Annotated in this window: 15 protein-coding genes; 5 read left to right on the top strand and 10 right to left on the bottom strand. The window is 74.8% G+C overall.

From position 1 onward, the window contains the following. Positions 1 to 70: 70 nt before the first annotated feature. Entirely contained in the window at positions 71 to 1,711 is a 1,641-nt protein-coding gene (locus tag LWC33_RS10565; RefSeq protein ID WP_233304104.1) for an alpha/beta hydrolase, read from the bottom strand. Between the two features lie 203 nt (positions 1,712 to 1,914). Here LWC33_RS10565 and panB point away from each other — a divergent pair, with 203 nt between their 5' ends. Then, positions 1,915 to 2,844: a 3-methyl-2-oxobutanoate hydroxymethyltransferase gene (gene panB / locus LWC33_RS10560; RefSeq protein WP_233304103.1), complete on the top strand. Its 930-nt coding sequence runs from the start codon at positions 1,915 to 1,917 to the stop codon at positions 2,842 to 2,844. Between the two features lie 52 nt (positions 2,845 to 2,896). Here the strand turns inward: panB and LWC33_RS10555 are convergent, their stop codons facing one another. Both LWC33_RS10555 and LWC33_RS10550 read right to left on the bottom strand, forming a co-directional pair. Further along, the gene (locus LWC33_RS10555) at positions 2,897 to 3,973 is read right to left on the bottom strand and encodes a glutamate-cysteine ligase family protein (RefSeq protein WP_233304102.1); all 1,077 of its coding nucleotides are present in this window, start codon (positions 3,971 to 3,973) and stop codon (positions 2,897 to 2,899) included. A 108-nt stretch (positions 3,974 to 4,081) separates the two neighbouring features. Next, positions 4,082 to 5,509 (bottom strand): RNB domain-containing ribonuclease, encoded by a 1,428-nt coding sequence (locus LWC33_RS10550; RefSeq protein WP_233304101.1) that lies wholly within the window; start codon positions 5,507 to 5,509, stop codon positions 4,082 to 4,084. 754 nt (positions 5,510 to 6,263) lie between these two features. Here LWC33_RS10550 and LWC33_RS10545 point away from each other — a divergent pair. Together LWC33_RS10545 and LWC33_RS10540 are read left to right on the top strand one after the other, a co-directional pair. After that, the gene (locus LWC33_RS10545) at positions 6,264 to 6,425 is read left to right on the top strand and encodes a hypothetical protein (RefSeq protein WP_233304100.1); all 162 of its coding nucleotides are present in this window, start codon (positions 6,264 to 6,266) and stop codon (positions 6,423 to 6,425) included. A 13-nt stretch (positions 6,426 to 6,438) separates the two neighbouring features. After that, positions 6,439 to 7,173, top strand: a complete 735-nt coding sequence (locus tag LWC33_RS10540; protein ID WP_233304099.1) for a hypothetical protein — start codon at positions 6,439 to 6,441, stop codon at positions 7,171 to 7,173. 62 nt (positions 7,174 to 7,235) lie between these two features. On the opposite strand, the gene LWC33_RS10535 is transcribed toward LWC33_RS10540, so the two are convergent. The 4 genes from LWC33_RS10535 to LWC33_RS35910 all read right to left on the bottom strand — a co-directional run bounded on the left by LWC33_RS10535 (position 7,236) and on the right by LWC33_RS35910 (position 13,969). Continuing rightward, complete coding sequence (locus tag LWC33_RS10535; RefSeq protein ID WP_233304098.1) at positions 7,236 to 7,973, bottom strand: maleylpyruvate isomerase family mycothiol-dependent enzyme; 738 nt, start codon at positions 7,971 to 7,973, stop codon at positions 7,236 to 7,238. Then, positions 7,970 to 8,794: a fumarylacetoacetate hydrolase family protein gene (locus LWC33_RS10530; protein ID WP_233304097.1), complete on the bottom strand. Its 825-nt coding sequence runs from the start codon at positions 8,792 to 8,794 to the stop codon at positions 7,970 to 7,972. Before LWC33_RS10530 ends, LWC33_RS10535 begins: the two co-directional genes overlap by 4 nt. Before the next feature lie 153 nt (positions 8,795 to 8,947). Beyond that, positions 8,948 to 11,293, bottom strand: a complete 2,346-nt coding sequence (locus tag LWC33_RS10525; RefSeq protein ID WP_233304096.1) for a xanthine dehydrogenase family protein molybdopterin-binding subunit — start codon at positions 11,291 to 11,293, stop codon at positions 8,948 to 8,950. 186 nt (positions 11,294 to 11,479) lie between these two features. Then, entirely contained in the window at positions 11,480 to 13,969 is a 2,490-nt protein-coding gene (locus tag LWC33_RS35910) for a phosphotransferase (RefSeq protein WP_233304095.1), read from the bottom strand. A gap of 360 nt (positions 13,970 to 14,329) precedes the next feature. On the opposite strand from LWC33_RS35910, the gene LWC33_RS10515 reads away from it, so the two are divergent. Continuing rightward, positions 14,330 to 16,003 carry a fumarate hydratase gene (locus LWC33_RS10515; RefSeq protein WP_233304094.1) on the top strand — a complete coding sequence of 558 codons (1,674 nt, stop codon included), beginning with the start codon at positions 14,330 to 14,332 and terminating at the stop codon, positions 16,001 to 16,003. A 115-nt stretch (positions 16,004 to 16,118) separates the two neighbouring features. Here the strand turns inward: LWC33_RS10515 and LWC33_RS10510 are convergent, their stop codons facing one another. The 3 genes from LWC33_RS10510 to LWC33_RS10500 all read right to left on the bottom strand — a co-directional run bounded on the left by LWC33_RS10510 (position 16,119) and on the right by LWC33_RS10500 (position 21,121). Further along, complete coding sequence (locus tag LWC33_RS10510; RefSeq protein ID WP_233304093.1) at positions 16,119 to 18,944, bottom strand: bifunctional acetate--CoA ligase family protein/GNAT family N-acetyltransferase; 2,826 nt, start codon at positions 18,942 to 18,944, stop codon at positions 16,119 to 16,121. A 4-nt stretch (positions 18,945 to 18,948) separates the two neighbouring features. Next, positions 18,949 to 20,121: an acetoin utilization protein AcuC gene (locus LWC33_RS10505; protein WP_233304092.1), complete on the bottom strand. Its 1,173-nt coding sequence runs from the start codon at positions 20,119 to 20,121 to the stop codon at positions 18,949 to 18,951. A 130-nt stretch (positions 20,122 to 20,251) separates the two neighbouring features. Continuing rightward, positions 20,252 to 21,121 (bottom strand): sulfurtransferase, encoded by an 870-nt coding sequence (locus LWC33_RS10500; protein WP_233304151.1) that lies wholly within the window; start codon positions 21,119 to 21,121, stop codon positions 20,252 to 20,254. A gap of 363 nt (positions 21,122 to 21,484) precedes the next feature. On the opposite strand from LWC33_RS10500, the gene LWC33_RS10495 reads away from it, so the two are divergent. Further along, positions 21,485 to 22,204, top strand: a complete 720-nt coding sequence (locus LWC33_RS10495) for an iron-dependent transcriptional repressor DtxR (RefSeq protein ID WP_233304091.1) — start codon at positions 21,485 to 21,487, stop codon at positions 22,202 to 22,204. Positions 22,205 to 22,258 lie beyond the last annotated feature (54 nt).

Here is a 22,258-nt window from a genome sequence, read left to right as displayed (position 1 = left end):
TACGTGAATGTTTCGTGGCTGCTCAGGATGTGCGACACCGCGGCGCGAACGGGTGAGGCTCGGTGCGGGGTCACTGCGCCGGCAACGTGCACTCGGCGCCCTCGGCCGGCAGGGTGCCGTCGACCAGGTACGCCGTGAGCTTGTCGTCGATGCAGCCGCTGCCCTGGTAACCGGCGGTGTGCTGGTTGCCGTCGACCTTCAGCAGCCGCCCGTTCAGGTCCTGCGCGAGGTCGACGCCGGCCTGGTACGGCGTGGCCGGGTCGCCCGTCACCGAGACGACGACGACCGGGGCCAGCCCGTTCGCCTCCGGCCGGTGCGGCTCCATCGTCGGCGGGACGGGCCAGAACGCGCACGGGTCCTTGGCGTCGACGGCCCCGCGGCCGGTCGCCGTGAACGGCGCCGCGGCCACCACGCCCTCGTTGAGCTTCGCGACCTGCGCCGGGTCGGTGACGCGGTCGTTGTCCATGCAGGTGATCGCCTGGAAGGCCTCGAGCGTGTTGTCGTACTTCCCGTTGGTGCGCTTGTAGTAGAAGTCGGCGAGGGTGAGCAGGACCGAGCCGTCGCCCGCGGCGAGCTTGGAGATGCCCAGCGACAGCGCCGGCCACAGGGAGCGCAGGTACAGCGCCTGCTGCACTCCGGTGATCGCGTCGGAGAAGGACAGCGTGCGGGTGGGGTCCGAGGTCTTGGCAGGGTGGTCGATCAGCGGCTGCGCGATCTTCTGCCAGGTCGCGGTCGTGGCCTTCGGGTCGGTGCCGAGCGGGCAGTTCGGCTGGGTCGTGCACCAGGTCGCGTAGGCGTCGAAGGCCTGCTGGAAGCCGGCGCTCTGGTCGATGTTGGTCTCCACCGTGTCCTGGGTCGGGTCGACCGCGCCGTCGAGCACCATCGCCCGGACCCGGGTCGGGAAGGCCTCGGCGTAGGTCGAGCCGATCGACGTCCCGTACGAGTAGCCGTAGTAGGTCAGCTTCTCGTCGCCCAGGGCCGCGCGCAGCACGTCGAGGTCCTTCACGACCTCGCGGGTGCCCAGGTGCGCGAGCACGTCCGCGCCCATCCGGGCGGTGCAGCGGTCGGCGTACTGCTTGTTGTGCGCCTCCAGCGCGGCGACCCCGGCCGGGGACGGGTCCGCGTAGACCGTGGCCCGGTACTGGTCCTGCTCGGCGTCGGTCAGGCAGTCGATCGAGGGCTCGCTGACCCCGACCCCGCGCGGGTCGAAGCCGACGAGGTCGAACCGCGCCTGCACCGGCGAGTTCTCCGTGGACTTGACCATGGACGGCACGAGCTCCGTGCCGGAGACGCCGGGGCCACCCGGGTTGACCAGCAGCGAGCCGATCCGGTGGGCCTGGTCGGTCGCCTTCGAGCGCAGGACGGCGATCTTCACCGTCTTGCCGTCCGGCTGCGCGTAGTCGAGCGGGACCTCGAGCTTCGCGCACTGGTAGCGCGGGTCGCGGTACTGGTCCGCGACGTCGGGCGAGGCCGCGTAGTCGGTGCAGGCGCCCCACTGCAGCTTCTGGCCGTAGAAGCGGGCCAGCGCCGGATCCTGCGCAGGATCACCCGCCGGGGTGGCGGCGGCCGCGGTCGGCGCGGGCGTGGTCGGGGCGGAACACGCCGCGAGGGCGACGGCGGCCACGACCGCGACCAGCGCGGTCAGGGCCCGTACGCCCAGGTGGGGCAGCCCGAACGGGGAGCGACGGCGCGACGACACGGAGCCAGGCACCGCGCCAGCATGACAGTGGCGGCGCGGGCCGCCACCCGGGGTGCGGTGAGCGGGACCCGGCGCCGCGCACCCCACCGTGTGAGGTGCGTCGCCGGACCGTGCGCCCGGCGGGCGCCGGGTGTCACGCTCACGGCGCACGACCCGAGAAGGACCCAGACGACCCGGGGACCTGCTGCGCAGGCCTCGAGGGAGGACGGACGACGATGTCCCGCGACACCACCGGCACGCCCGGCGACGGCACCCCCGCGAACGGTGCGGACGGCTCTGCGAACGGCTCTGCAGTCGGCTCTGCGAACGGTGAGGTGCAGGCGCCCTACCGCAGCGCCGCCCGGCAGAAGCGCACCCGGGTGCACCACCTCACCGAGATGAAGCACCGCGGCGAGCGCTGGCCGATGCTCACCGCCTACGACGTCTACTCCGCGGAGATCTTCGACGAGGCCGGCATCCCGGTCCTGCTCGTCGGCGACTCCGCCGGCAACAACGTCTTCGGCCACGACAACACCCTGCCCGTCACCGTCGACGAGCTGATGCCGCTGGTCAAGGCGGTGGTCCGGGGCGCGAAGCACGCCCTCGTGGTGGCCGACCTGCCCTTCGGCAGCTACCAGGTCTCCCCCGCGCAGGCCCTCGAGACCGCCTTCCGGTTCATGAAGGAGGGCGGCGCGCACGCCGTCAAACTCGAGGGCGGCGCCCACTACGCCCCGCAGGTCCAGGCGCTCACCGCCGCCGGCATCCCGGTCATGGCGCACCTCGGCTTCACCCCGCAGAGCGAGCACGCCCTCGGCGGGTTCCGGATCCAGGGTCGCGGCCAGTCCGGCGAGCAGCGCCTGGTCGACGACGCCCTGGCGCTGCAGGAGGCGGGCGCGTTCGCCGTCGTGCTGGAGATGGTGCCGGGCGAGGTCGCGAAGCGGGTCACCGCGGAGCTCACGATCCCGACGATCGGTATCGGCGCCGGCCCGGACTGCGACGCGCAGGTGCTCGTCTGGTCCGACATGGCCGGGATGAACCGGGGCCGCAAGCCGCGCTTCGTCAAGCCCTACGCCGACCTGGGCGGGATCCTGCTCGACGCGGCCCGCGCCTACGCCGAGGACGTCCGCGGCGGGGCCTACCCGGACGAGGCGCACACCTACCACTGACCCGGTGGACGGCGCCCCCGTTCGTCAGGGAAGGGGGCACCGTCCGCTCCGCTCACGTCGTGACCGGCCGCCGGGCGAGCATCGTCGCGGCCGGGCAGTCGCGGGCCCGCCACCGCTCGCGCAGCGCGACCATCCGGGCCAGGTCCGCCGGCCGGTCCGCCAGCGCCCGCTCCGCCGCGTCGAGCAGGGCACCGGTCCGGGCGTGTGTCTCCGGATCCGCCAGCCCCTCCACGGCGACGTGCCGGTGCAACGCGGCGTCCGGGGTGCGCCGCCGGCCCGGCAGGGTGTCGTCGAGCACGAGGCCGGTCAGCAGGCTGAGGAGCTCGCCGTACAGCACGGGGTCGGGGCAGGTGTCGAACGCCTTGAACTCGATCCGCCCGACCTCCGCCGGCAGCCGCGCGGGCTGGGTGAGCGAGGGGTCGGACGCGACCGCGTGCGGTGAACCGGGCTCGAGGAACACCATCGCCGCGGGTCGCAGCCCCGTGCGCACGGCCGTCCGGGCCGACAGCCCGCCCCAGGGCACCCCGTCGCGGAAGGGCGAGGAGAAGGCCAGCGGCACGAGCCAGGGGCTGTAGTGGGTGAGCTTCTCCCCGACGTCGACCAGGGCGGCGCCGCCGAGCCCCGCGACGGACAGGTTGAGATCCGGTCCGTGGGTGACCATGTGCAGGTGCGCGGTGCGCTCCTCCGGCGAACCCGTGCGGTGGGCGCGCTCCCAGGCGTTCAGCTCCGGGACGATCGGGTAGCTCGACCGCACGGGATTGAACCCGATCGGGTACGGCTCCAGCCCGCGGGTGGCCGCCTCGCGCTCCAGCGCCCCCAGGTCGGTCGTCAGCGCCGCGACCGTCTCCTCCACGGAGTCGTGGATCCGGGTGCGGATCTCGATGCCCTTCGGGTCGCACCGCACGAGCCCGCCCGCGTCGTCGAAGCGCTCGAACCCCTCGACGTACCACCGCTTGCGCTTGATGCCCTGGTCACCGATCCGCAGGTCGGGATAGTCGGCGGGGTCCTCGGGCAGGGCGTCGACGATGCCCTGCAGCTCCTCGAAGGTGGTGTTCGTGAAGTCGGCGAACGCGCCGTCGGCGCGGCGGAACGCCAGCTCGTGCTCGATCCCGTACCTGACCTGCGCCACCCTCGTCCTCCACCCCGCCGGTTCGTGCCGGCGGCCGACGCTAGCCCGCTGGGGGCCGTCGCGGAGCGTGTCGGTGCGGACACTCGATCGGGGTTGAGCAGGGAGGGGTCAGTCAGGTAAGGCGAACCTCACCCGACCCGTCGCGGGATCGGCCTCGACGAGCCGGGCGCGGGCGAGCGTGCCGGGCGCGAGCGCGCCGTCGCACTTCGCCAGGACCGGCGGATCGGCGAGGAAGACCTCGCCCGGTTCCCGGCGCAACACCACGACCTCGAGCTCCTCCCCCACCCGGCCGGCCAGCACCGCCGCCTCGGTGCGGTCCGTGCAGGCCCGGTCCACCCGGGCGGCCTGGGTGTCCGACGCGCTCATCACGCCGGGCAGCGTCGGGAGCGCCTCCGCCAGCCAGCCGGGCACCTCCCGCCCGGCCGCGAGGGCCAGGCAGACCTCGCTGCCGAACCGGTCGACCAGGCGTCGCAAGGGTGCGGTGACGTGCGCGTACGGCGCCCCGATACCCCCGTGCCCCGGGTCCGCGGGCGGCGGTGTCCCCGCGCCGATGGACGCGTAGGCCGCACCGCGCAGCAGCGTCGTGGCGGCCCGCCGGACGGCCAGCGCACGCCGGTCGGCCGGATCGGCGCCGTCGGCGGGGCGGGGCAGCCCGGCGAGCACCCGCGCCGGCGACTCGCCCTCGGGCCAGTCCAGCCCCAGCTCGAGCGCGGTCGCCCGCAGCGCGGCCACGGCCTCGGGGTCCGGCGCGGGGAGCGTGCGCAGCACCCCGATCCCGGCGTCGAGCATCATCTGCGCCGCGACCTGCCCGGTGAGCAGCGAGATCTCCGCGTTCCAGTCCTCCACCGCCGTGCGGCGGCGCACCCGGACCGTCCAGCCGGTCCCGTCCGGCACGACCTCCTGCTCCGGCAGCTCCAGCTCGATCGCCCCACGCGCGACGGCCCGGGCACGGCGCAGCGGGCCCAGCTCGGCCAGGGCGGAGATCGCCGGGTGCGGGCAGCCCGCGTCCACCGCGGCCTGCACCCCCGCGTAGTCCAGCCGCGCCAGGGAGCGCACCAGCGCCCGCCGGACGTCGGCGCTCACGACCGCGCCCTCGCGGTCGAGCTCGATGCGCCAGAGCACGGCCGCGCGCGGCCCGTCGGGCAGCAGGCTCGCGGCGTCCTCGGACAGGACCGGCGGGTGCAGCGGGACCGCGCCGTCGGGCAGGTAGAGGGTCTGGCCGCGGCGGCGGACCTCGGTGTCGAGCGGCCCGCCGGGCTCGACGACGGCCCCGAGGTCGGCGATCGCGTAGTGCACGAGGAAACCGCGGGGCGTGCGGACGAGGCCGACCGCCTGGTCCAGGTCCTTCGAGCCCGACGGGTCGATGGTCACGAGCGGGACGTCGGTGGCGTCGACGCGGGGGCCGGAGCGGGGGTCGTCCGGGCCCGCGGCGGCGGCGCGCTCGGCCTCGGCGAGCACCGCCGGTGGGAAGGCCGTGCCGTCGGCGGGCAGGCCGAACTCGGCACGGACGGCGGCGAAGTCCGGGACCGCACTCATGGCGTGCTCACGCGCGCACCCTACGGCGGGCGGACCGACTTGGGCGGTGGAACGCGGGGTGTTGTCGTCGTCGGGTTCCCCGCCGCCGGACGCCCTGGGTCCCGGCCGACCGGGACCGGTGCCGACCCGGTGGGCGCGGGAGACGCGGACGTCGTGTCGACCGGGGACACCGTGGTCTCCCCGGTGCCCCGGGCCTCGGTGCTGCCCGCCGAACCGGGCGGCGGCGCCGTCGCGGGGAACGGCGCGGCCGCGGTGCAGGTCGTCTGCCCCGGCCGGACGGTCGAGCGCGGTCTGCTTAGACCGTTCGACGCCGTCTCCTTCGCCCTCGTCGTCGACGCCTCTCCGGCCCGGCCACAGCCGTCCACACCTGCCACACCCTATCCGGGCCTGCCACACCCCATCCGGGCCTGCCACACCCCATCCGGGCCTGCCACACCGATCGGGGCCCGGCACACCCCCCGAGCCCGGCCCCACATCCGCCCGTCCCGTCGCACACCCGGTCGACGGCCCGCACGACGCCCGGCGCGGGTGGGCGGAAGGGCGCGGGCGGCCTACGCCCGAGCGGCGGAACCGGGGGCCCGAGCCCCGCATCACCTCGAACGGGCGAGGAATCCCGTCATTGCGCACCCGCTGCAGGCAGGGGTGCCGCCGTCCGGGCGAGGAGGTACACGGTCGGCATCGCCTCCTCTGGACAACTCCGCGGCGAAGGATCAGCCTGATACGCAAGCGTTCACCGCTACAACCGGGAGGCGTCATGAGGTTGGGCAGGAAGCTTGCGGAGGGTGTCGCGGTCGACCGGGAGGCCGAGCGCCTCGCCGAGACCCGCGAGCCCGCGTCACAGGCGCACGACACGGTCCCGGTCGTCACCGCCGCCCTGGCGGAGGACACCCCGGCCGAGCGTCCCGCCCGGGTCTGACCGGGCCGGGTCGGTGGGCGGTCCCTTCGCCCGCAGCCCGCGCGAACATTCCGACGAGCCCCTGCCGGGGTTCAAGCTGGCGTACCCGATGCTCGCCGCCGACGGCGCGAGCTGCGGGTTCAGCGGCGTGACCCTCGGCAGGGCGCACGTCTACCGCGCGGTGGACGACGCCATCTGCGCGCACGGCTCGCGGCACGCCTGCCCGTCGCGCTGGTGTGACTGCGGGTTCTACTGCTTCCACGAGATGGGTGCCGCGCGCGATCTGGCGTGCGAGCCGGACCATCGCAGCGCCGTGCTGCTGGAGATCGCGGCGTCGGGCCGGTACCGGCGCTACGAGCGCGGCCTGCGGTACGCCCGCCAACGGGTCAAGATCGTCCGCATCGGGCGCTGCGAGTGCGGCCGCCCGGCCGACCTGCTGGCGGACTCGGGGGCCGGAAGCGTCGGCTGGCGGCGGCTCCTCCCGGTCTGCCGCAACTGCGCCGCCGACCGCCCGGTGCTCGGTCCCGACCGGTTCGCCGAGCTCGCGGGCGGGGTGCAGGTCGTGCTCGAGGGCCGCCCGACCGGCCTCGAACCCGGCGTCCCGGCTGCCGCCGCCGCGTCGCCGGAGGCCTCGGCCGAGGACCCGGGCGCGGTCGCCCTGCTGACGGCCGAGGTGGCGGTCCTGCACGCCCGCCTCGACGAGACCCTCACCCGCCTCGAGGAGGTGCAGACGAGGCTCGACGAGCTCACCCGCCGCGACCGCCCCTGACCGAGGGCTCCGACCGTGGGCTCTGACCGAGGGCTGGGACCGAGGCTGCGGCGAAGCGGGCCCTACAGCCAGGCGGGCAGCTCCGGGACCTGCGTCGGCTCGCCCTCGGGCGTGACGGCCCTGATCCGGCGCGAGCGCCCGCGCCCCGACACCCACTCCGCCAGGTCGGCGACGGGCGCCTCGACCGAGAGGGCAGGCGAGGTGCCCTCGGCCGCGGTCGTCCACGCCTGGTCGCGGTCGCCCGCGACGAGCCGCACCGCCGGGGTTCCGGGCCGCGCCGCCAGGTTCGCCGCCACGTCGGCGACGAGTTCGCACAGCATGGGCTGCGGGAAGTCCTCGAAGGAGGCGCCGACGTCGAGGTCGACGGAGTGGATCCACATCTCCCGCGCCCGCATCCAGGCGATCTCGGTCGCCGGCACCTCGCGGCCCTGCCGGTCGCGGATGCTGCGCGACCACGCCTCCTCGGGCATCGCCTTCACGACCTGCGCGAGCTTGTCCGAGGTCGCGACCACGTCCTCGCGGATCGCGGCCGGGTCGCGCTGCGCCCCGGTGGCGATGTCCGCGTCCCGCTGGGTGTCGTCGGCGTAGGCGGGGGTCTCCTCCCCCGTTCGCGCCCAGTGCAGCAGGTTCATCATCGCCTCGGCGTTGCGGGCGACGTGGCTGAGCACGTGCGCGCGCGTCCAGCCGGGCAGGGCGGACGGGGCCTGGAAGGCCTCGTCGCCCATCCGGTCCATGAGCCCGCGCAGGTGCGCCGCACCGTCGCCGGCCCACGCCAGCGACAGCTCGAGCGTCCGGGTCATTTCGTGAGCCGACAGACGTTGCGGCACTCGCCGATGCCGGCGATCGCGGTGACCAGCTCGGCGCCGTCCGTCAGGTACCGCGGGGGCCGGCGCGCGTGGCCCACGCCGCCCGGGGTGCCGGTGGCGATCACGTCGCCCGGGTTGAGCGTGAGGATCGCCGACAGGTAGACGATCAGGTCGACGGCGCCGAACACCAGCTGGTCGGTGGTCGAGCTCTGCATGACCTCGCCGTCGAGCGTCGAGGAGATCGCCCAGCCGCCCTCGGGCAGCTCGTCGGGCGTGACCAGCACCGGGCCCAGCGGGGTGCTGTGCTCGAAGGTCTTGCCCTGCAGGAACTGCTTGGTGCGGTTCTGGTAGTCGCGCACGCTGACGTCGTTGAGGATCGTGTAGCCGGCGATCGCCGCCGCCGCCGCGGCCTCGTCGGCGTGACGCACGGGCTTCCCGATGACGACGGCCAGCTCGGCCTCGTAGTCGACCTGCTCGGAGACGGTGGGCAGCTCGATCTCGTCGTGCGCGCCGACGAGCGCGGGCGCGTACTTCGCGAACACCGTGGGGTACTCGGGCAGCTCGTTGCCCATCTCGAGGACGTGGTCGCGGTAGTTCAGACCGACGCAGATGATCTTCTCGGGAGAGGGCACCAGCGGCGCGTAGTCGAGCCCCTCGACGGGGTGCGACGGGCCGGCCGCGGCCGCCGCGTGCTCGGCCCAGTCCGGCCGGGAGAGCAGGGCGCGCAGGTCCGCATCGCCGGTCTCGGTCGCCCCCGTCGCGTCGACCCGGACGGCGCGCGTCCCCGCGGCGGTCCGGATGGTGGCCAGCCTCATCGCGTGCGCTCCACGCTCGCTCCTCGAGTCACGGGCAAGAGTCTGCGCCACGACGGGCCGGTTCACAGCCCCGGGGGTGGGTGCCCGGCGCACCCACCCCCGGACGGCCGAACCGGCCCGTCGATCATGCGGCCGTCCGGCCGCCGGGCGCCCTCAGATCGCGCCGGACTCGTCCTGCGAGTCCCCGCCCCGCAGCGGCAGCGCGCCGAAGACGTCCGCGGGCTCGCGCCACGGGTCCCCGCCGCCGGCCTGGATCGCCCGCCAGATGCGCTCCGGCGTGCACGGCAGATCGACGTGCGTGACCCCGTACGGCCGCAGCGCGTCGACGATCGCGTTCTGCACCGCCGGCGTCGAGCCGATCGTCGCCGACTCGCCGATGCCCTTCGCCCCGAGCACGTTGCGCGGGGTGGGCGTCTCGGTGGTGACCGCCTGGAAGGCGAAGAGGTCCGCCGCGGTGGGGATGTGGTAGTCGGCGAGCGTGGCGGTGGTCGGGTTGCCCTCCGGGTCGTAGAGGACCTCCTCGTAGAGCGCCTGGGCGATGCCCTGCGCCAGCCCGCCGTGCTGCTGCCCCTCGACCAGCAGCGGGTTGAGCACCCGCCCGCAGTCGTCGACCGCGATGTGCGTACGCGGCCGCACCAGCCCGGTCAGCGTGTCCACCTCGACGACCGACAGATGTGCGCCGAAGGGGTAGGTCGCGTCGGCCTGCTGCTCGTCGACACCCGCGAAGATCTCGCCCTCGGCCGCGACCTGCTCCCAGGTCACGGTGGCCGACGGCACGCCGGTGACGCCGAACTCCCCGTCGTCGGTCAGCGCGACGTCGTCCGGGTTGGCCTCGAGCAGCGCCGCGGCCCGCTGGACGGCCTCCTTGAGCACGTCGTCGGCGGCGACCCGCACCGCGGACCCGCCCATCTGCAGCGACCGCGAGCCGCCGGTGCCACCGCCGCGCGGGACGCTGGCGGTGTCGGACTGCTCGTAGGTGATCTTCTCCATGGGGATGCCGAGGCGGTCCGACACGAGCATCGCGAACGACGTCGCGTGCCCCTGCCCGTGCGCCGAGGTCCCGGCCTGCACCGTGGCCGTCCCGTCCGGGTGCACCCGCACCGACCCGTACTCGCTGCCCCCGCCGCCCGCGGTGATCTCCACGTAGACCGACATGCCGATACCCAGCTGCACCGGGTCACCGGACTCGCGGCGGGTGACCTGCTCCTCGCGGAGCTTCTCGTAGTCGGCCAGCCGCAGCGCCTCGCGCAGCGGCAGGTCGTAGTCGCCCACGTCGTAGTTCGCGCCGACCGGCGTGGTCAGCGGGAACGCGGCCGGGTCGAGGAAGTTGCGCCGGCGCAGCTCCGCCGGGTCGATGTCCAGCTCGGCCGCGGCGATGTCGACCAGCCGCTCGAGGTGCGCGGCCGCCTCCGGCCGGCCCGCCCCGCGGAACGCCCCCATCGGCGTGGTGTTGGTCAGCGCCGCGACGGCGTCGTACCCCACCTCGGGGATGTCGTAGACGCCCGGCGCCATCACGTAGGTCATGTGCAGCGGCAGCGCACCGCCGAACCCGGCGTAGGCGCCCGCGTCGCCGACGACCCGGCAGCGCAGCCCGGTCATCCGGCCCTCGCGGGTCAGGCCGAGCTCGTAGTAGGCGACCTGGCCGCGGCCGTGCGGCATCGAGACGAGGTTCTCCGAGCGCGTCTCGACCCACGCGACCGGCCGGCCCAGCGCCCGCGCGGCGCCCACCGTCGCGGTGTGCTCGGCGAGCACCCCGGCCTTGCCGCCGAAACCGCCGCCGACGTTGGGCGCGATCACCCGCACCGCGTCGGCCTCCAGCCCGAACAGCCCGGCGAGCTGGGCACGGAAGCCGTGCGGCATCTGGGTCGAGACGTGCACGACGAGCGTGTGGTCGGCGTCGGTCGGGTCGGCCAGGATCGCGTTGCCCTCGAGCGGCACGACCGCGATGCGCTGGTTGACCATGCGCGCCCGGACCACGACCTCGGCGCCGTCGAGCACGGCGGCGCCCTCGGCCGAGCGCAGCCCGCCGGCCACGTTGGACCCGGCGTCGGGGAACTGCAGCGGGGCGTCGGGTGCGAGCGCCGCCTCGGCGTCGACGACGGCGGGCAGCGGGTCGTAGTCGACCTCGACCAGTTCGGCGGCGTCGACCGCCGCCGCCTTCGACTCGGCGACGACGAGCGCCACGGCCTCGCCGACGAAGCGGACCCGGTCGGTGGCCAGGGGCGGGCGGGGCATGTCGGGGTTGAGCACCATCAGCCCGTGGTGCGCGGGGAGCCCGAGGTCCGCGGCGGTGTAGACGGCGACGACGCCCTCGGCCGCCGCGGCCGCGGAGGTGTCGATCCCGGTGACGAGCGCGTGCGCGAGGGGCGAGCGGACGAACGCCGCGTGCAGCACGTCCGTGCGGCCGGCGACGATGTTGCCGACGTAGGTGGTGGCTCCGGTGATCAGGTCGGGGTCCTCGATCCGCCGCACGGCGGTCCCGAGAATGGAATGAGGCATGTGACTCACATTACGACGTGCGGGTGGAGAAGCCAGCCGGATGTTTGACGCGGGCCGCCCACGTCGGGGAGGGTCGACGGAGTTCCCCTCCTACCCCGCACCGCGGCTGCCGGTCCTCCGGCGCGCCGTCGGTGTCGCCCGGGGTGGCCGGACCGGACGGGGGCCGGTCCGGCCACCCGCCCACACTCAGCTCGCGGCCTGATCCGTGAACGGCTCCGTGACCGGCTCGGTCTCCGGAAACGGTTCCGTCAGCGGCTCCGTCACCGGCACCGGCCCCGGGCCGCTGGCCTCGAGGGCCGCGCAGGCGCCGCGCAGCGGGGCCCGGACGTTGCGCCGCACCCACACCGGGTTGGCCGAGGCGCGCGCCGACTTCCGGGCCACCTCGGAGACGTGCTGCAGCCAGCCCAGCGCGATGAGCGCCCGGGGGTCGACCGGGTCCCCGCCGAGCCGACGCTGGGCCGCACCCAGCCGCCGGCCCACCGCGTCGGGCGCGCCGGCCAGCCAGTCGAGCACCAGCGGGCCGAGCTCGCGCCCCGCCCCGTGCATCACGGCGAACTGGTGCAGCGCCACGACGTCGAGCACCTGCAGGCCCGCGGGCCGCGCCTCGCACCAGTCGACGATCCCGCTGACCCGGCCCGCCGGGTCGACGAGCAGGTTGACCGGACTGAAGTCGCCGTGGACCCAGCCGACGGACGCGCGGCGGCCACGCAGGGCGGCGTCGAGCATGGCGCCGAGGGCACGAGTGTCGGCGTGCAACGCCCGCGGGACCAGCGACCGCACCCGCGACAGCGGCTCGTGCACCCACGCGTCGAGGTCCTCGGGCCCGACCTGGCGGACCTCCCCGGTGTGCCGGTGGAGCTCGCCGATCACCTGGACGGCGTGGTCGACGAGGGCCGGACCGCGCAGGGGGTCGCGCAGCACGGTCAGCCCGCTCTCCCCCGGCACCAGCGACTCGATCACGCAGTAGCTGCGCCCGATCTCGCCCGCGCCGAGCACGCGCGGCAGCAGCGGGTGCAGGTGCCCGATCCGGGGGTCGGCGTGCAGCCGGTCGAGCACCTCGGTCTGCCAGGCCAGCCCGCGCCGGCTGCGCGGGGTGTCGCACGCCTTGAGCAGCGCCCCCTGCGCGACGGCGCCGCCCTCCGGGCCGACCCGGACGACCACGGACTCCGAGCCGCCGCTCAGGCGCTCGCCGAGGGTCCAGCCCGCGCCGCCCGGGACGACGTGCAGCAGGGTGCCGGCGCCGCCGATGCGGCGCAGCAGCCCGGCCGAGCGCAGGGCGTCGACCCGGCGGGCCAGCACCGGCGGCAGCCACCGCGCGGTCAGGAGCATGATCACGAGTGCCACCAGCGACTGCCCGACCAGCCACGCCAGGCCGGCCCCGACGATCCCGAGCACCGGCAGCAGCACCCAGGAGCCGCCGATCACCAGGACCGCGGCCGCGGCGGGCACCGCGAACTGGACGACGCCGCGGCGGCGGACCCGTGCGGCGCTCACGGTCGCGGAGGTCACCGCGTACGGCACGGCGGCGAGGGCGGTCAGCGCGAGCGCGGCGGTGCCCTCGCGGGCGTAGCCGGCGCCGAACACGGACAGGATCAGCGGGGCGCCGACGGCCACGACCAGGGCACCCGGCAGGACGAGGGTCAGCGAACGGCGGATCGTCGCCCTTCGGGCCGCCTCGACCGTCTCGGCCGAACCCGCGTCGGCCGCGGTGTGGGCGACCATCGACTGGTTCATCCCGGACGAGACCACGAACAGCGCCTGCGCGATCTGCCAGACGATGCCGTAGGCGCCGTTGGCCTCCGGCCCGAGCCGGCCGAGCACCAGGACGGGCATGCCGAACATCGCGGCTTGCTGGAAGATCGCCCCCGCGTAGTCGGCACGCACGAAGCCGCCGAGATCGCGCACCGTGATCCGCTCGACGGGTCCGCCCGCGGCCTCGTGCTCGCGGGTGAAGCGGGGCAGCGCGCGGGCCAGCAGCCAGACGTTGACGACCAGGACCAGCAGCGCCGTCGCGACCATCCAGGAGACGGCGACCGCCCCGGTCACGGTGGCGGCCAGCGCCGCCAGCAGCAGCCCGACCTTGAGCACGGCGAACACGCCGTTCTCCAGCGGGACCACCGTCGCCCGCCGGATCCCGGTCAGCACGTAGTCCTGCACCGTGAACAACGCCCACACCGGCGTCGCGAGCACGAAGAACACCGTCAGCCGGTCCTGGCCGACCGCCGCCACCAGGTCCGGCGCCCACCACCGCGCGCCGGTCGCGAAGGCCAGCCCGACCAGGGCGGCGATCGCGCCCGCGGCCAGGTACCCGCCGATCACCAGGCGGCGCGCCGCCCGCCCCGCGACCGGGACGAAGCGCAGCAGCGCGTACGTCATGTTCAGGTGCGCGACGCTGCCCAGCAGCATCACCGCGGAGAGCGCCGCCTGGTTGAGGCCGACGACGTCGGCGGGGAACAGCCGGGCGGCGAGCACCCAGTAGACGAGCCCGACGGCCGAGGTGAGGCCGGAGCCGAGGATGAGCGCGAGCCCGTCGCGATGGGCGGCGCTGCGGATCAGGGAACCGCGGACGAGACCCCCGCGGGTCCGGGACGGCGACGGGTGGGACCGCCGCCCGGACGATCGCGGGGCTGCGGGTTCCGGCGGGTCATCTGGCGCCCGTACGCCCCGGCTCTCCACGGCGGCACGCTAGCAACACGGTTCGGCCACGATCGGGTGGAGAGGGGGTGAACGCCACTCGAACGACGTGCGGCGCTCTGCGGGAGACGGGCGGTGTCGCCCGGTCGGTCGACGGGGGGATCCCGCTCACACCGGGACACGGCGGGCGACACGACCGAGTGGCGCGGCGGGCGGCGCGACGGGCGGCGCGGCGGGCGGCGCGGCGGGCGGCGCGGCGGGCGGCGCGACGGGCGGCGCGGCGGGGCGGGGCGGCGAGGCGGCGAGGCGGCGAGGCGGCGAGGCGGCGAGCTGGGCGGCGCGGGGCGAGCATCACGCCCGCGCCGTACCGGGGGCGGGGAGATCCGGAGGTAGCGTCCTCCCATGCCCGAGTTCCACCACACCGACGTGCTCCCGCTCGGGGACGACCAGACCGAGTACCGCGAGCTCGACCTTCCCGCCGGGAAGCTCGTCGAAGCGGCCGGCAGGACGTTCCTCGAGATCGATCCCACCACGATCACCGGCCTGGTCCGCGAGGCCGTGAAGGACATCCAGCACCACCTGCGGCCGAGTCACCTCGCCCAGCTCCGCGCGATCATCGACGACCCGGAGGCGTCCGGCAACGACCGGTTCGTCGCGACCGACCTGCTGCGCAACGCGTGCGTCTCGGCAGGCGGGGTGCTGCCCATGTGCCAGGACACCGGCACCGCGATCGTCATCGGCAAGAAGACCGAGACTGTCCTGACCGGCGGGAACGACGAGGAATCCGTCTCGCGCGGGGTCTTCCAGGCCTACGACGAGCTGAACCTCCGGTACTCGCAGATGGCGCCGGTGTCCTTCTGGGACGAGAAGAACACCGGCACCAACCTGCCCGCGCAGGTCGAGCTGTACTCGGTCCCCGGGCAGAAGCCGAAGTACGAGTTCCTGGTGATGGCCAAGGGCGGCGGCTCGGCCAACAAGACCTTCCTCTACCAGGAGACGAAGGCGCTGCTGAACCCGAAGAAGCTCGCCGCCTTCCTCGACGAGAAGCTGCGCTCGCTGGGCACCGCGGCCTGCCCGCCGTACCACCTCGCGATCGTCGTGGGCGGCATGTCCGCCGAGTACACGCTGAAGGTCGCGAAGCTGGCCTCGGCGCGCTACCTGGACACGCTGCCCACGGCGGGATCGGAGCTGGGCCACGCGATCCGGGACCCCGAGTTGGAGCAGCAGGTCCTGGAGCTCACCCGCAACTTCGGCATCGGCGCGCAGTTCGGCGGCAAGTACTTCTGCCACGACGTCCGCGTGATCCGGCTGCCGCGCCACGGTGCCTCCCTCCCCGTCGGCATCGCAGTGTCTTGCTCGGCGGACCGCCAGGCCAAGGCGAAGATCACCGCCGACGGCGTGTACCTCGAGCAGCTGGAGTTCGACCCGGCGAAGTACATGCCGGACGTGACCGAGGAGCAGCTGTCGGAGCCGGGCGCGGCATCCGGTGCCGAGGAGGTCGTGAAGATCGACCTCACCCGCCCGATGTCGGAGATCCGCGCGACGCTCTCGCAGCTGCCGGTGAAGACCCGCGTCTCGCTGACCGGCCCGCTCGTGGTGGCCCGCGACATCGCGCACGCGAAGATCGCCGAGCGCCTCGACCGCGGCGAGGAGATGCCGCAGTACCTGAAGGACCACCCGGTCTACTACGCCGGCCCGGCCAAGACGCCCGAGGGCTACGCGTCCGGCTCCTTCGGTCCCACCACCGCGGGCCGCATGGACTCCTACGTGAAGCAGTTCCAGGAGGCGGGCGGCTCGCTGGTCATGCTGGCCAAGGGCAACCGTTCGAAGCAGGTCACGGACTCCTGCGCCGCCAACGGCGGGTTCTACCTGGGCTCGATCGGCGGCCCGGCGGCCCGGCTCGCGCAGGACTGCATCCGCAAGGTCGATGTCCTGGAGTACCCGGAGCTCGGCATGGAGGCGGTCTGGAAGATCGAGGTCGAGGACTTCCCCGCCTTCGTCGTCGTCGACGACAAGGGCAACGACTTCTTCGCCGACACCAGCACCCCGACCCTGCAGGTCACCTTCCGCACCTGACCGACCCGCACTTTGGAACCATAATGCGCGAAACGCCCGCCCTCTCGCGCATCATGGTTCCATAACGCGATCATCGAGGGCGGAATCGCGCATTATGGTTCCACAATGCGGCCTCTCAGCCGAGGCGGCGGGGGCCGTGGTCGTCGCGCGTCGGGGGCGGGCCGAGGACGACCCGGGCCCCGGTGACGAATGCCCCCTCCGCCGACGCCAGCACCGGGTCGAGCGCGAGCGAGCGCAGCTCCGGCAGGGCCTCGGCCATCGCCCCGACCCGCAGCGCCAGGTCCTCCATCGCGGCCAGGTCGGCCGGCTCGGAGCCCCGGTAGCCGGTGAGCAGCGGCGCGGCCCGCGGCGCCCGGACCAGCGCCGCCGCGTCCTCGGTCGACAGCGGCACCACCCGGAAGGCCCGGTCGTCGAGCAGCTGGGTGGCCATGCCCGAGATGCCGAAGGACAGCAGCGAGCCGAACGACGGGTCCTCGGCCACCTCCAGCACGCACGACGTGCCCTTGGGCGCCATCCGCTGCACGTAGACCTCGTCCTTACCGGTCACCCGCTCGATGTCGGCGAACGCCCGGCGGACCGCGGCCGCCGAGCCCAGGTCCAGGCGCACGCCGACGAGGTCGGTCCGGTGCCGCCAGCGGTCCCCCACCGCCTTGAGCGCGACCGGGTAGCCGAGCTCGTCGGCCGCCTTCTCCGCGGCCTCCGACCCGCGGACCCGCCGGAACGCCGTGACGGAGATGCCGAAGCAGCCCAGCAGCTCGACGGCCTCGTCGTCCGTCAGCGTGCGGGTGGCGCCGTCCGCCTCCGCGCCCACCCCGAGGCCCTCGATCGTGGCCCGCGCCCGGTCGAGGTCGATGCCGTCGGGCTGCACGAACTCCCCGACCGGCATCTCCCGCCAGGCCGCGTACCGGGCCACCCGGGACAGCGCCTGCACCGCCCGCTCCGGGCTGGCGTACGAGGGGACCGACCCCGGGCCGGGCGTGCCGTCGGGCAGCGGGACCGCGAGCTCGTCGGGCACACCCTCCATCGCGAGGAAGACCGCCGCCACCGGCTTGTCCGCGCCGCTGTTCGCGGTCTCGCGCAGCACCCGCGCGTACTCCGCGCCCGGCGTCGCGATCGGCGGCACGAACACCACGACGATCGAGTCCGCCTCGCCCGCGCCGCCCGCCTCCAGGGCTCGGCTCACGGCGGCGGCGAACTCCTCCGGCGACGCGGCCGCGCCGATGTCGACCGGGTCGCCCGCGGTCTCCATGCCCTCGTCCCGCAGCGCGTCCGTGACCAGCACGTTCAGCGCGGTCGAGTTGCCGACGACCGCGACCCGCCTGCCCTTGGGCAACGGCTGGTAGGCCAGCAGCAGCGCGGTGTCGAACAGCTGGGCGATGGTCTCGACCCGGATCACGCCGGACTGCTCGAACAGCGCCCGCACACTCGCGTCGTCGATCGGGACGGCGCTCTCGCGGAGCCGCTCGGGCCGCGCGTGCCGGCCGCTCTTCACCGCCACCACTGGCTTGGTCCGGGCGAGCCGGCGTGCGAGCCGGCCGAACTTGCGCGGGTTGCCGAAGGTCTCCAGGTAGAGCAGCACGACGTCGGTCGCCGGGTCGGTCTGCCAGAACTGCAGCAGGTCGTTGCCGGAGACGTCCGCGCGGTTACCGGCGGAGACGAAGGTCGACAGGCCGAGGCCGCGGGACTTGGCCGTCGCCAGGATCGCCGTGCCCAGCGCGCCGGACTGGCTGAAGAAGCCGACCCGCCCGCGCGGCGGCAGGTCCGGGGCGAGGCTGGCGTTGAGCCGCACCTCGTCGGCCAGGTTGGCCACGCCCAGCGCGTTCGGCCCGATCACCCGCATGCCGTGCGCCCGGGCCTCCGCGACGAGCTTGCGCTCGGCGATGACGCCGCGGCCGCCGGCGTCGGCGAACCCGGAGCTGACCACCACCAGCGCCTTGACCCCCTTCTCCAGGCAGGAGTCCATGACCTCGTCGATCCCTGAGGCGGGGATGGCGACGACGGCCAGGTCGACGGGGTCGGGGATGTCCGTGACCGAGGCGTAGGCGCGCACGCCGCGCACCGAGCGGGCGTCGGGGTTGACCGGGTAGACGGGCCCGGTGAAGTTGGCGCGCAACAGGTTCGCCAGGACCGCGTGACCGATCTTCGACTGGTCCGTGGACGCCCCGATGACCGCGACGGACGTCGGGTTGAGCACGTTCGCGACGCTGCGGGCCTCCGCGGCCTGCTCGCGCGAGTCCCGCACGGCGAGGGAGCGCTCGGTGGGGTCGATGTCGAACTCGAGGTGCAGCACGCCCTCGGCGAAGGCCCGCCGCACCTGGTACCCGGCCTCCCGGAAGACGCGGACCATGGTGTGGTTCTCCACCAGCACCTCGGCCTCGAAGCGGTCCAGCCCGTTCTCCCGGGCCGCCGCGGCGAGGTGCTCCAGCAGGATCGAACCCAGCCCGCGGCCCTGGTGGTCGTCCCGCACCACGAACGCGACCTCGGCCGACGTCACGGGGTCGTCGGGCCTGTCCGGGTCGCCCAGGCCCTCGTACCGGCCGACGGCGATGATCTCGTCGCCGAGCAGCGCGACGAAGGCGACCCGCTTGTGGTGGTCGACGGTGACGAACCGCTCCAGGTCGCGCGGGGGGATCCGCGGGTAGGGCCCGAAGTAGCGCAGGTACCGGGTGCGGTCGGACAGGTGCTGGTGGAAGGCCAGCAGCGCGTCGGCGTCGGACGGGTGGATCGGCCGCAGGTGCACGATCCGGCCGTCGGAGGCGACGATGTCCGCCTCCCAGTGCCGGGGGTAGGCGGGTTCGGCCGGCGCGGGAACGCTCGTCTCCGGGGCGCTGCCGGCTCCGTCCGTCGGCGGGTCGGCGGTCACGGTGCCGGTGTGGGTGCCGGGCTGCGTGCTGGGGTCGGTGGTGGTCTGGTCGGCCCGGTGGGGCGCGCGATCAGGCATGGACTTAGTCCCGGGGGTCGTCGGGGTCGAGGCCGTGCAGGGGGAAGACGGCCCGCCGGGTGTCGACGAGGCCGCCGTCGACCCGGTCCGCCACGCCGTCGCCCCACGGGGAGTAGGAGGGGTCGGCGTCGTCGGTCATGGCGACCGGCAGCGGCATCCGGGTGAGCGAGGTGGCATGGGCGGTCCAGTCCGCGGGGACGGACGTCGCCGGGTCGAGGTCGCGGTCGAGGACCGTCGCGAGGAGGTGGGTCCAGGCCCGCGGCACCACACGGAACAGCGCGTACCCGCCCCCACCGAGAACGAGCCACTTCCCGCCGGCGGTGGTCTCGGCCAGCTCGCGCATGGCCTGGTAGGTCGCGCGCTGCCCGTCGACCGACATCTCCAGGTTGGCCAGCGGGTCCTCGGCGTGCGCGTCGGCGCCGCACTCGCTGACCAGGATCTGCGGGCGGAACTCCTCGAGCAGCGAGGGCACGATCGCGTGGAAGGCGCGGCGCCAGCCCGCGTCGCCCGTTCCGGGCGGCAGGGGAATGTTGACGGCGAACCCCTCGCCCTCTCCCTTGCCCAGCTCCGCCGACCACCCGGTGCCCGGCCACAGTGTGAGCGGGTGCTGGTGCAACGAGATGGTCATGACCCGCGGGTCGTCGTAGAACGCGGTCTGGACGCCGTCGCCGTGGTGCACGTCGACGTCGACGTAGGCGATCCGCTCGTAGCCCTGCTCGAGCAGCCACGCGATGGCCACCGCGCAGTCGTTGTAGACGCAGAACCCGGCCGCCCGGCCCGGCATGGCGTGGTGCAGCCCGCCGGCGATGTTGACCGCCCGGTCGGCACGGCCCTCCGCGATCTCCCGCGCCGCGAGCAGCGAACCCCCGCAGATCAGGGAGCTGGCCTCGTGCATGCCGAAGAAGATCGGGTTGTCGTCCGTGCCGAGCCCGTGCCCGACGTCGAACGGCATCTCCGGGGCGGACTTCACCGCCGTGAGGTAGCCGGGTTCGTGGACGCGCAGCAGATCCTGCTCCGTGGCCGGCTCCGGCGCGAGCAGCTCGACGCCGTCGAGCACGCCCAGCCGGCTCGCCAGCCGCATCGTCAGGTCGAGCCGCACCGGATTGAGCGGATGGTCGTCCGAGAGCTGGTAGGTGAGGAACTCCGGTGTCCAGACCACCGAGGTGCGCGGGCTCATGACGCGGACGGTAGGCGAATCGCGCGCGTGCGGCCACGTGTCGGAGGTCCCGGGCGCCCGGTCACGCCGGTGTCGACGGCGAGGACCACGGCGCCGGCCGCTCCTGGGAGGAGATCCGGCAGGTGACTCCTCACAACTGCCCCGGGTCGCCCGGCTCCGCGCCGGTCGCGACGGGCCGGCGCGGATCGGAGCTCCAGTCCGACCACGACCCGGCGTAGAGCACCGCCGGCCGGTCGGGTGGGCGCAGCCCCGCCACCTCCAGCGCGAGCACGACCGACGACGCGGTGACCCCGGAGCCGCAGTACGCGCCCACCGGCCCGCGCCCGACCCCGAGGACGCGGAAGCGCTCGGCCAGCTCCTCGGGCGGGAGCCAGTGCCCGTCCGGGCCCACGTGCCCCGCGAACGGCGCGTTCACCGCCCCCGGGACGTGCCCCGCCCGCGGGTCGACCGGCTCCTGCTCGCCGCGGTAGCGCACCGCGGCGCGGGCGTCGAGCAGCACGCCGGCGGCGGCGACGACCGCCGCCCCGTCCGCGTCGACCACCGGCATGCCGCCGGGCCGGACGACGATCGTGCCGTGCTGCGGCGGCAGCGCCCCGGTGTCCTCGGGCAGCCCGGCGGCCCGCCAGGCGGCCCAGCCGCCGTCGAGGACCGCGACCCGGTCCGCGGGCAGACCGGCCCAGCGCAGCAGCCACCAGGCACGGGCGGCGACGGAGCCGTCCCCGTCGTCGTAGGCCACCACGCGGGAGCCGGCGCGCACCCCGCACAGCCGCAGCGCCCTCTCCAGCCGGGCCACCGACGGCAGCGGGTGGCGCCCGCCGAGCCCGCCGGCCCCCTGCGGATCGGCCAGCTCGGAGTCCAGGTCGACGAACCCTGCGCCGGGGACGTGCCCGGCCAGGTGGTCGGCGCGGCCGTGCGGCCCGCCGAGGCGCCAGCGCACGTCGAGCACCACCGGCCGGTCGGGTCCGTCGAGCACGGCCGCGAGGCCGGCGGGACCGATCAGCGGCGCGCTCCAGCCCGGTTCCGGTGCGGCACCGGAGCGGTCGGCGGTCGGGCCGTCGTCCGGCTCGAGGTGCGGATCGTCGTTCGGCGGGGACACGCACACCATCCTGCACGGTCTATCCTCGGGCCCGAAGCGTCCGCCGCCCCGGGCGCCGCCGCACCGCGCTGCTCGCGGCGGCACCCGGGCGGGTGACGGAGGGCGTCGCACGGAACCGGGCCCGCGTCCGGGCCCGCGGAACGTCCCCTGACCATCTCCCACCACGCAGCAGCGTCCAACCGACGACCACCGCGAGCCCGCCGACAACGCTGCGACGACGCTGCGACCGGCGCCGCTAGACTGGTCAGACGAACGAAGGGGCCGGCCGTGAACGATCTCATCGACACCACCGAGATGTACCTCCGGACCATCTACGAGCTCGAGGAGGAGGGCGTCGTCCCGCTGCGCGCGCGGATCGCCGAACGCCTCGGGCAGAGCGGTCCGACCGTCAGCCAGACGGTGGCGCGCATGGAGCGCGACGGGCTCGTCGTCGTCGCCGGCGACCGCCACCTCGAGCTGACCGAGGACGGCCGCTCCCGTGCCGTGGCCGTGATGCGCAAGCACCGCCTCGCCGAGCGCCTGCTCATCGACGTCATCGGCCTCGAGTGGGAGCTGGTGCACGCGGAGGCCTGCCGCTGGGAGCACGTGATGAGCGACGCGGTGGAGCGCAAGCTCGTCGCGCTGCTCGACGACCCGCAGGTCTCGCCCTACGGCAACCCGATCCCGGGGCTCGACGAGCTGCGCGCCCCCGAGGCGGCGGGTGCCACCCGCACCTCGGCGCCGCCGACCCTCGAGGTCGGCCTGCAGCGGCTCGACGAGTTCGCCCGCCGCGGCGGCGGCCGGGTCGAGGTGCGCCGGATCGCGGAGCACGTGCAGGTGGACGCGGACCTGATGGCCGAGCTGAAGCTGGCCGGGATCGTCCCGGGCGGCGACGTCGAGGTCGGCGGCATCCCGCGCTTCGGCGACCCCGTGCCCGTCAACGCGAGCGGCGAGACGGCCACCGTCGCGCCGCTGATCGCCCACGCGGTCCTCGTCCGCGCGGTCTGAGCCGCGGTTCCCGCCCGTGCGGGCCGCCACCGGTGGTCCGCACGGGCACGCACG

Source organism: Pseudonocardia terrae, assembly GCF_021343995.1.
In the GTDB taxonomy this organism is placed as follows: domain Bacteria; phylum Actinomycetota; class Actinomycetes; order Mycobacteriales; family Pseudonocardiaceae; genus Pseudonocardia; species Pseudonocardia terrae.
This window is presented reverse-complemented; position numbering and strand designations above follow the sequence as displayed.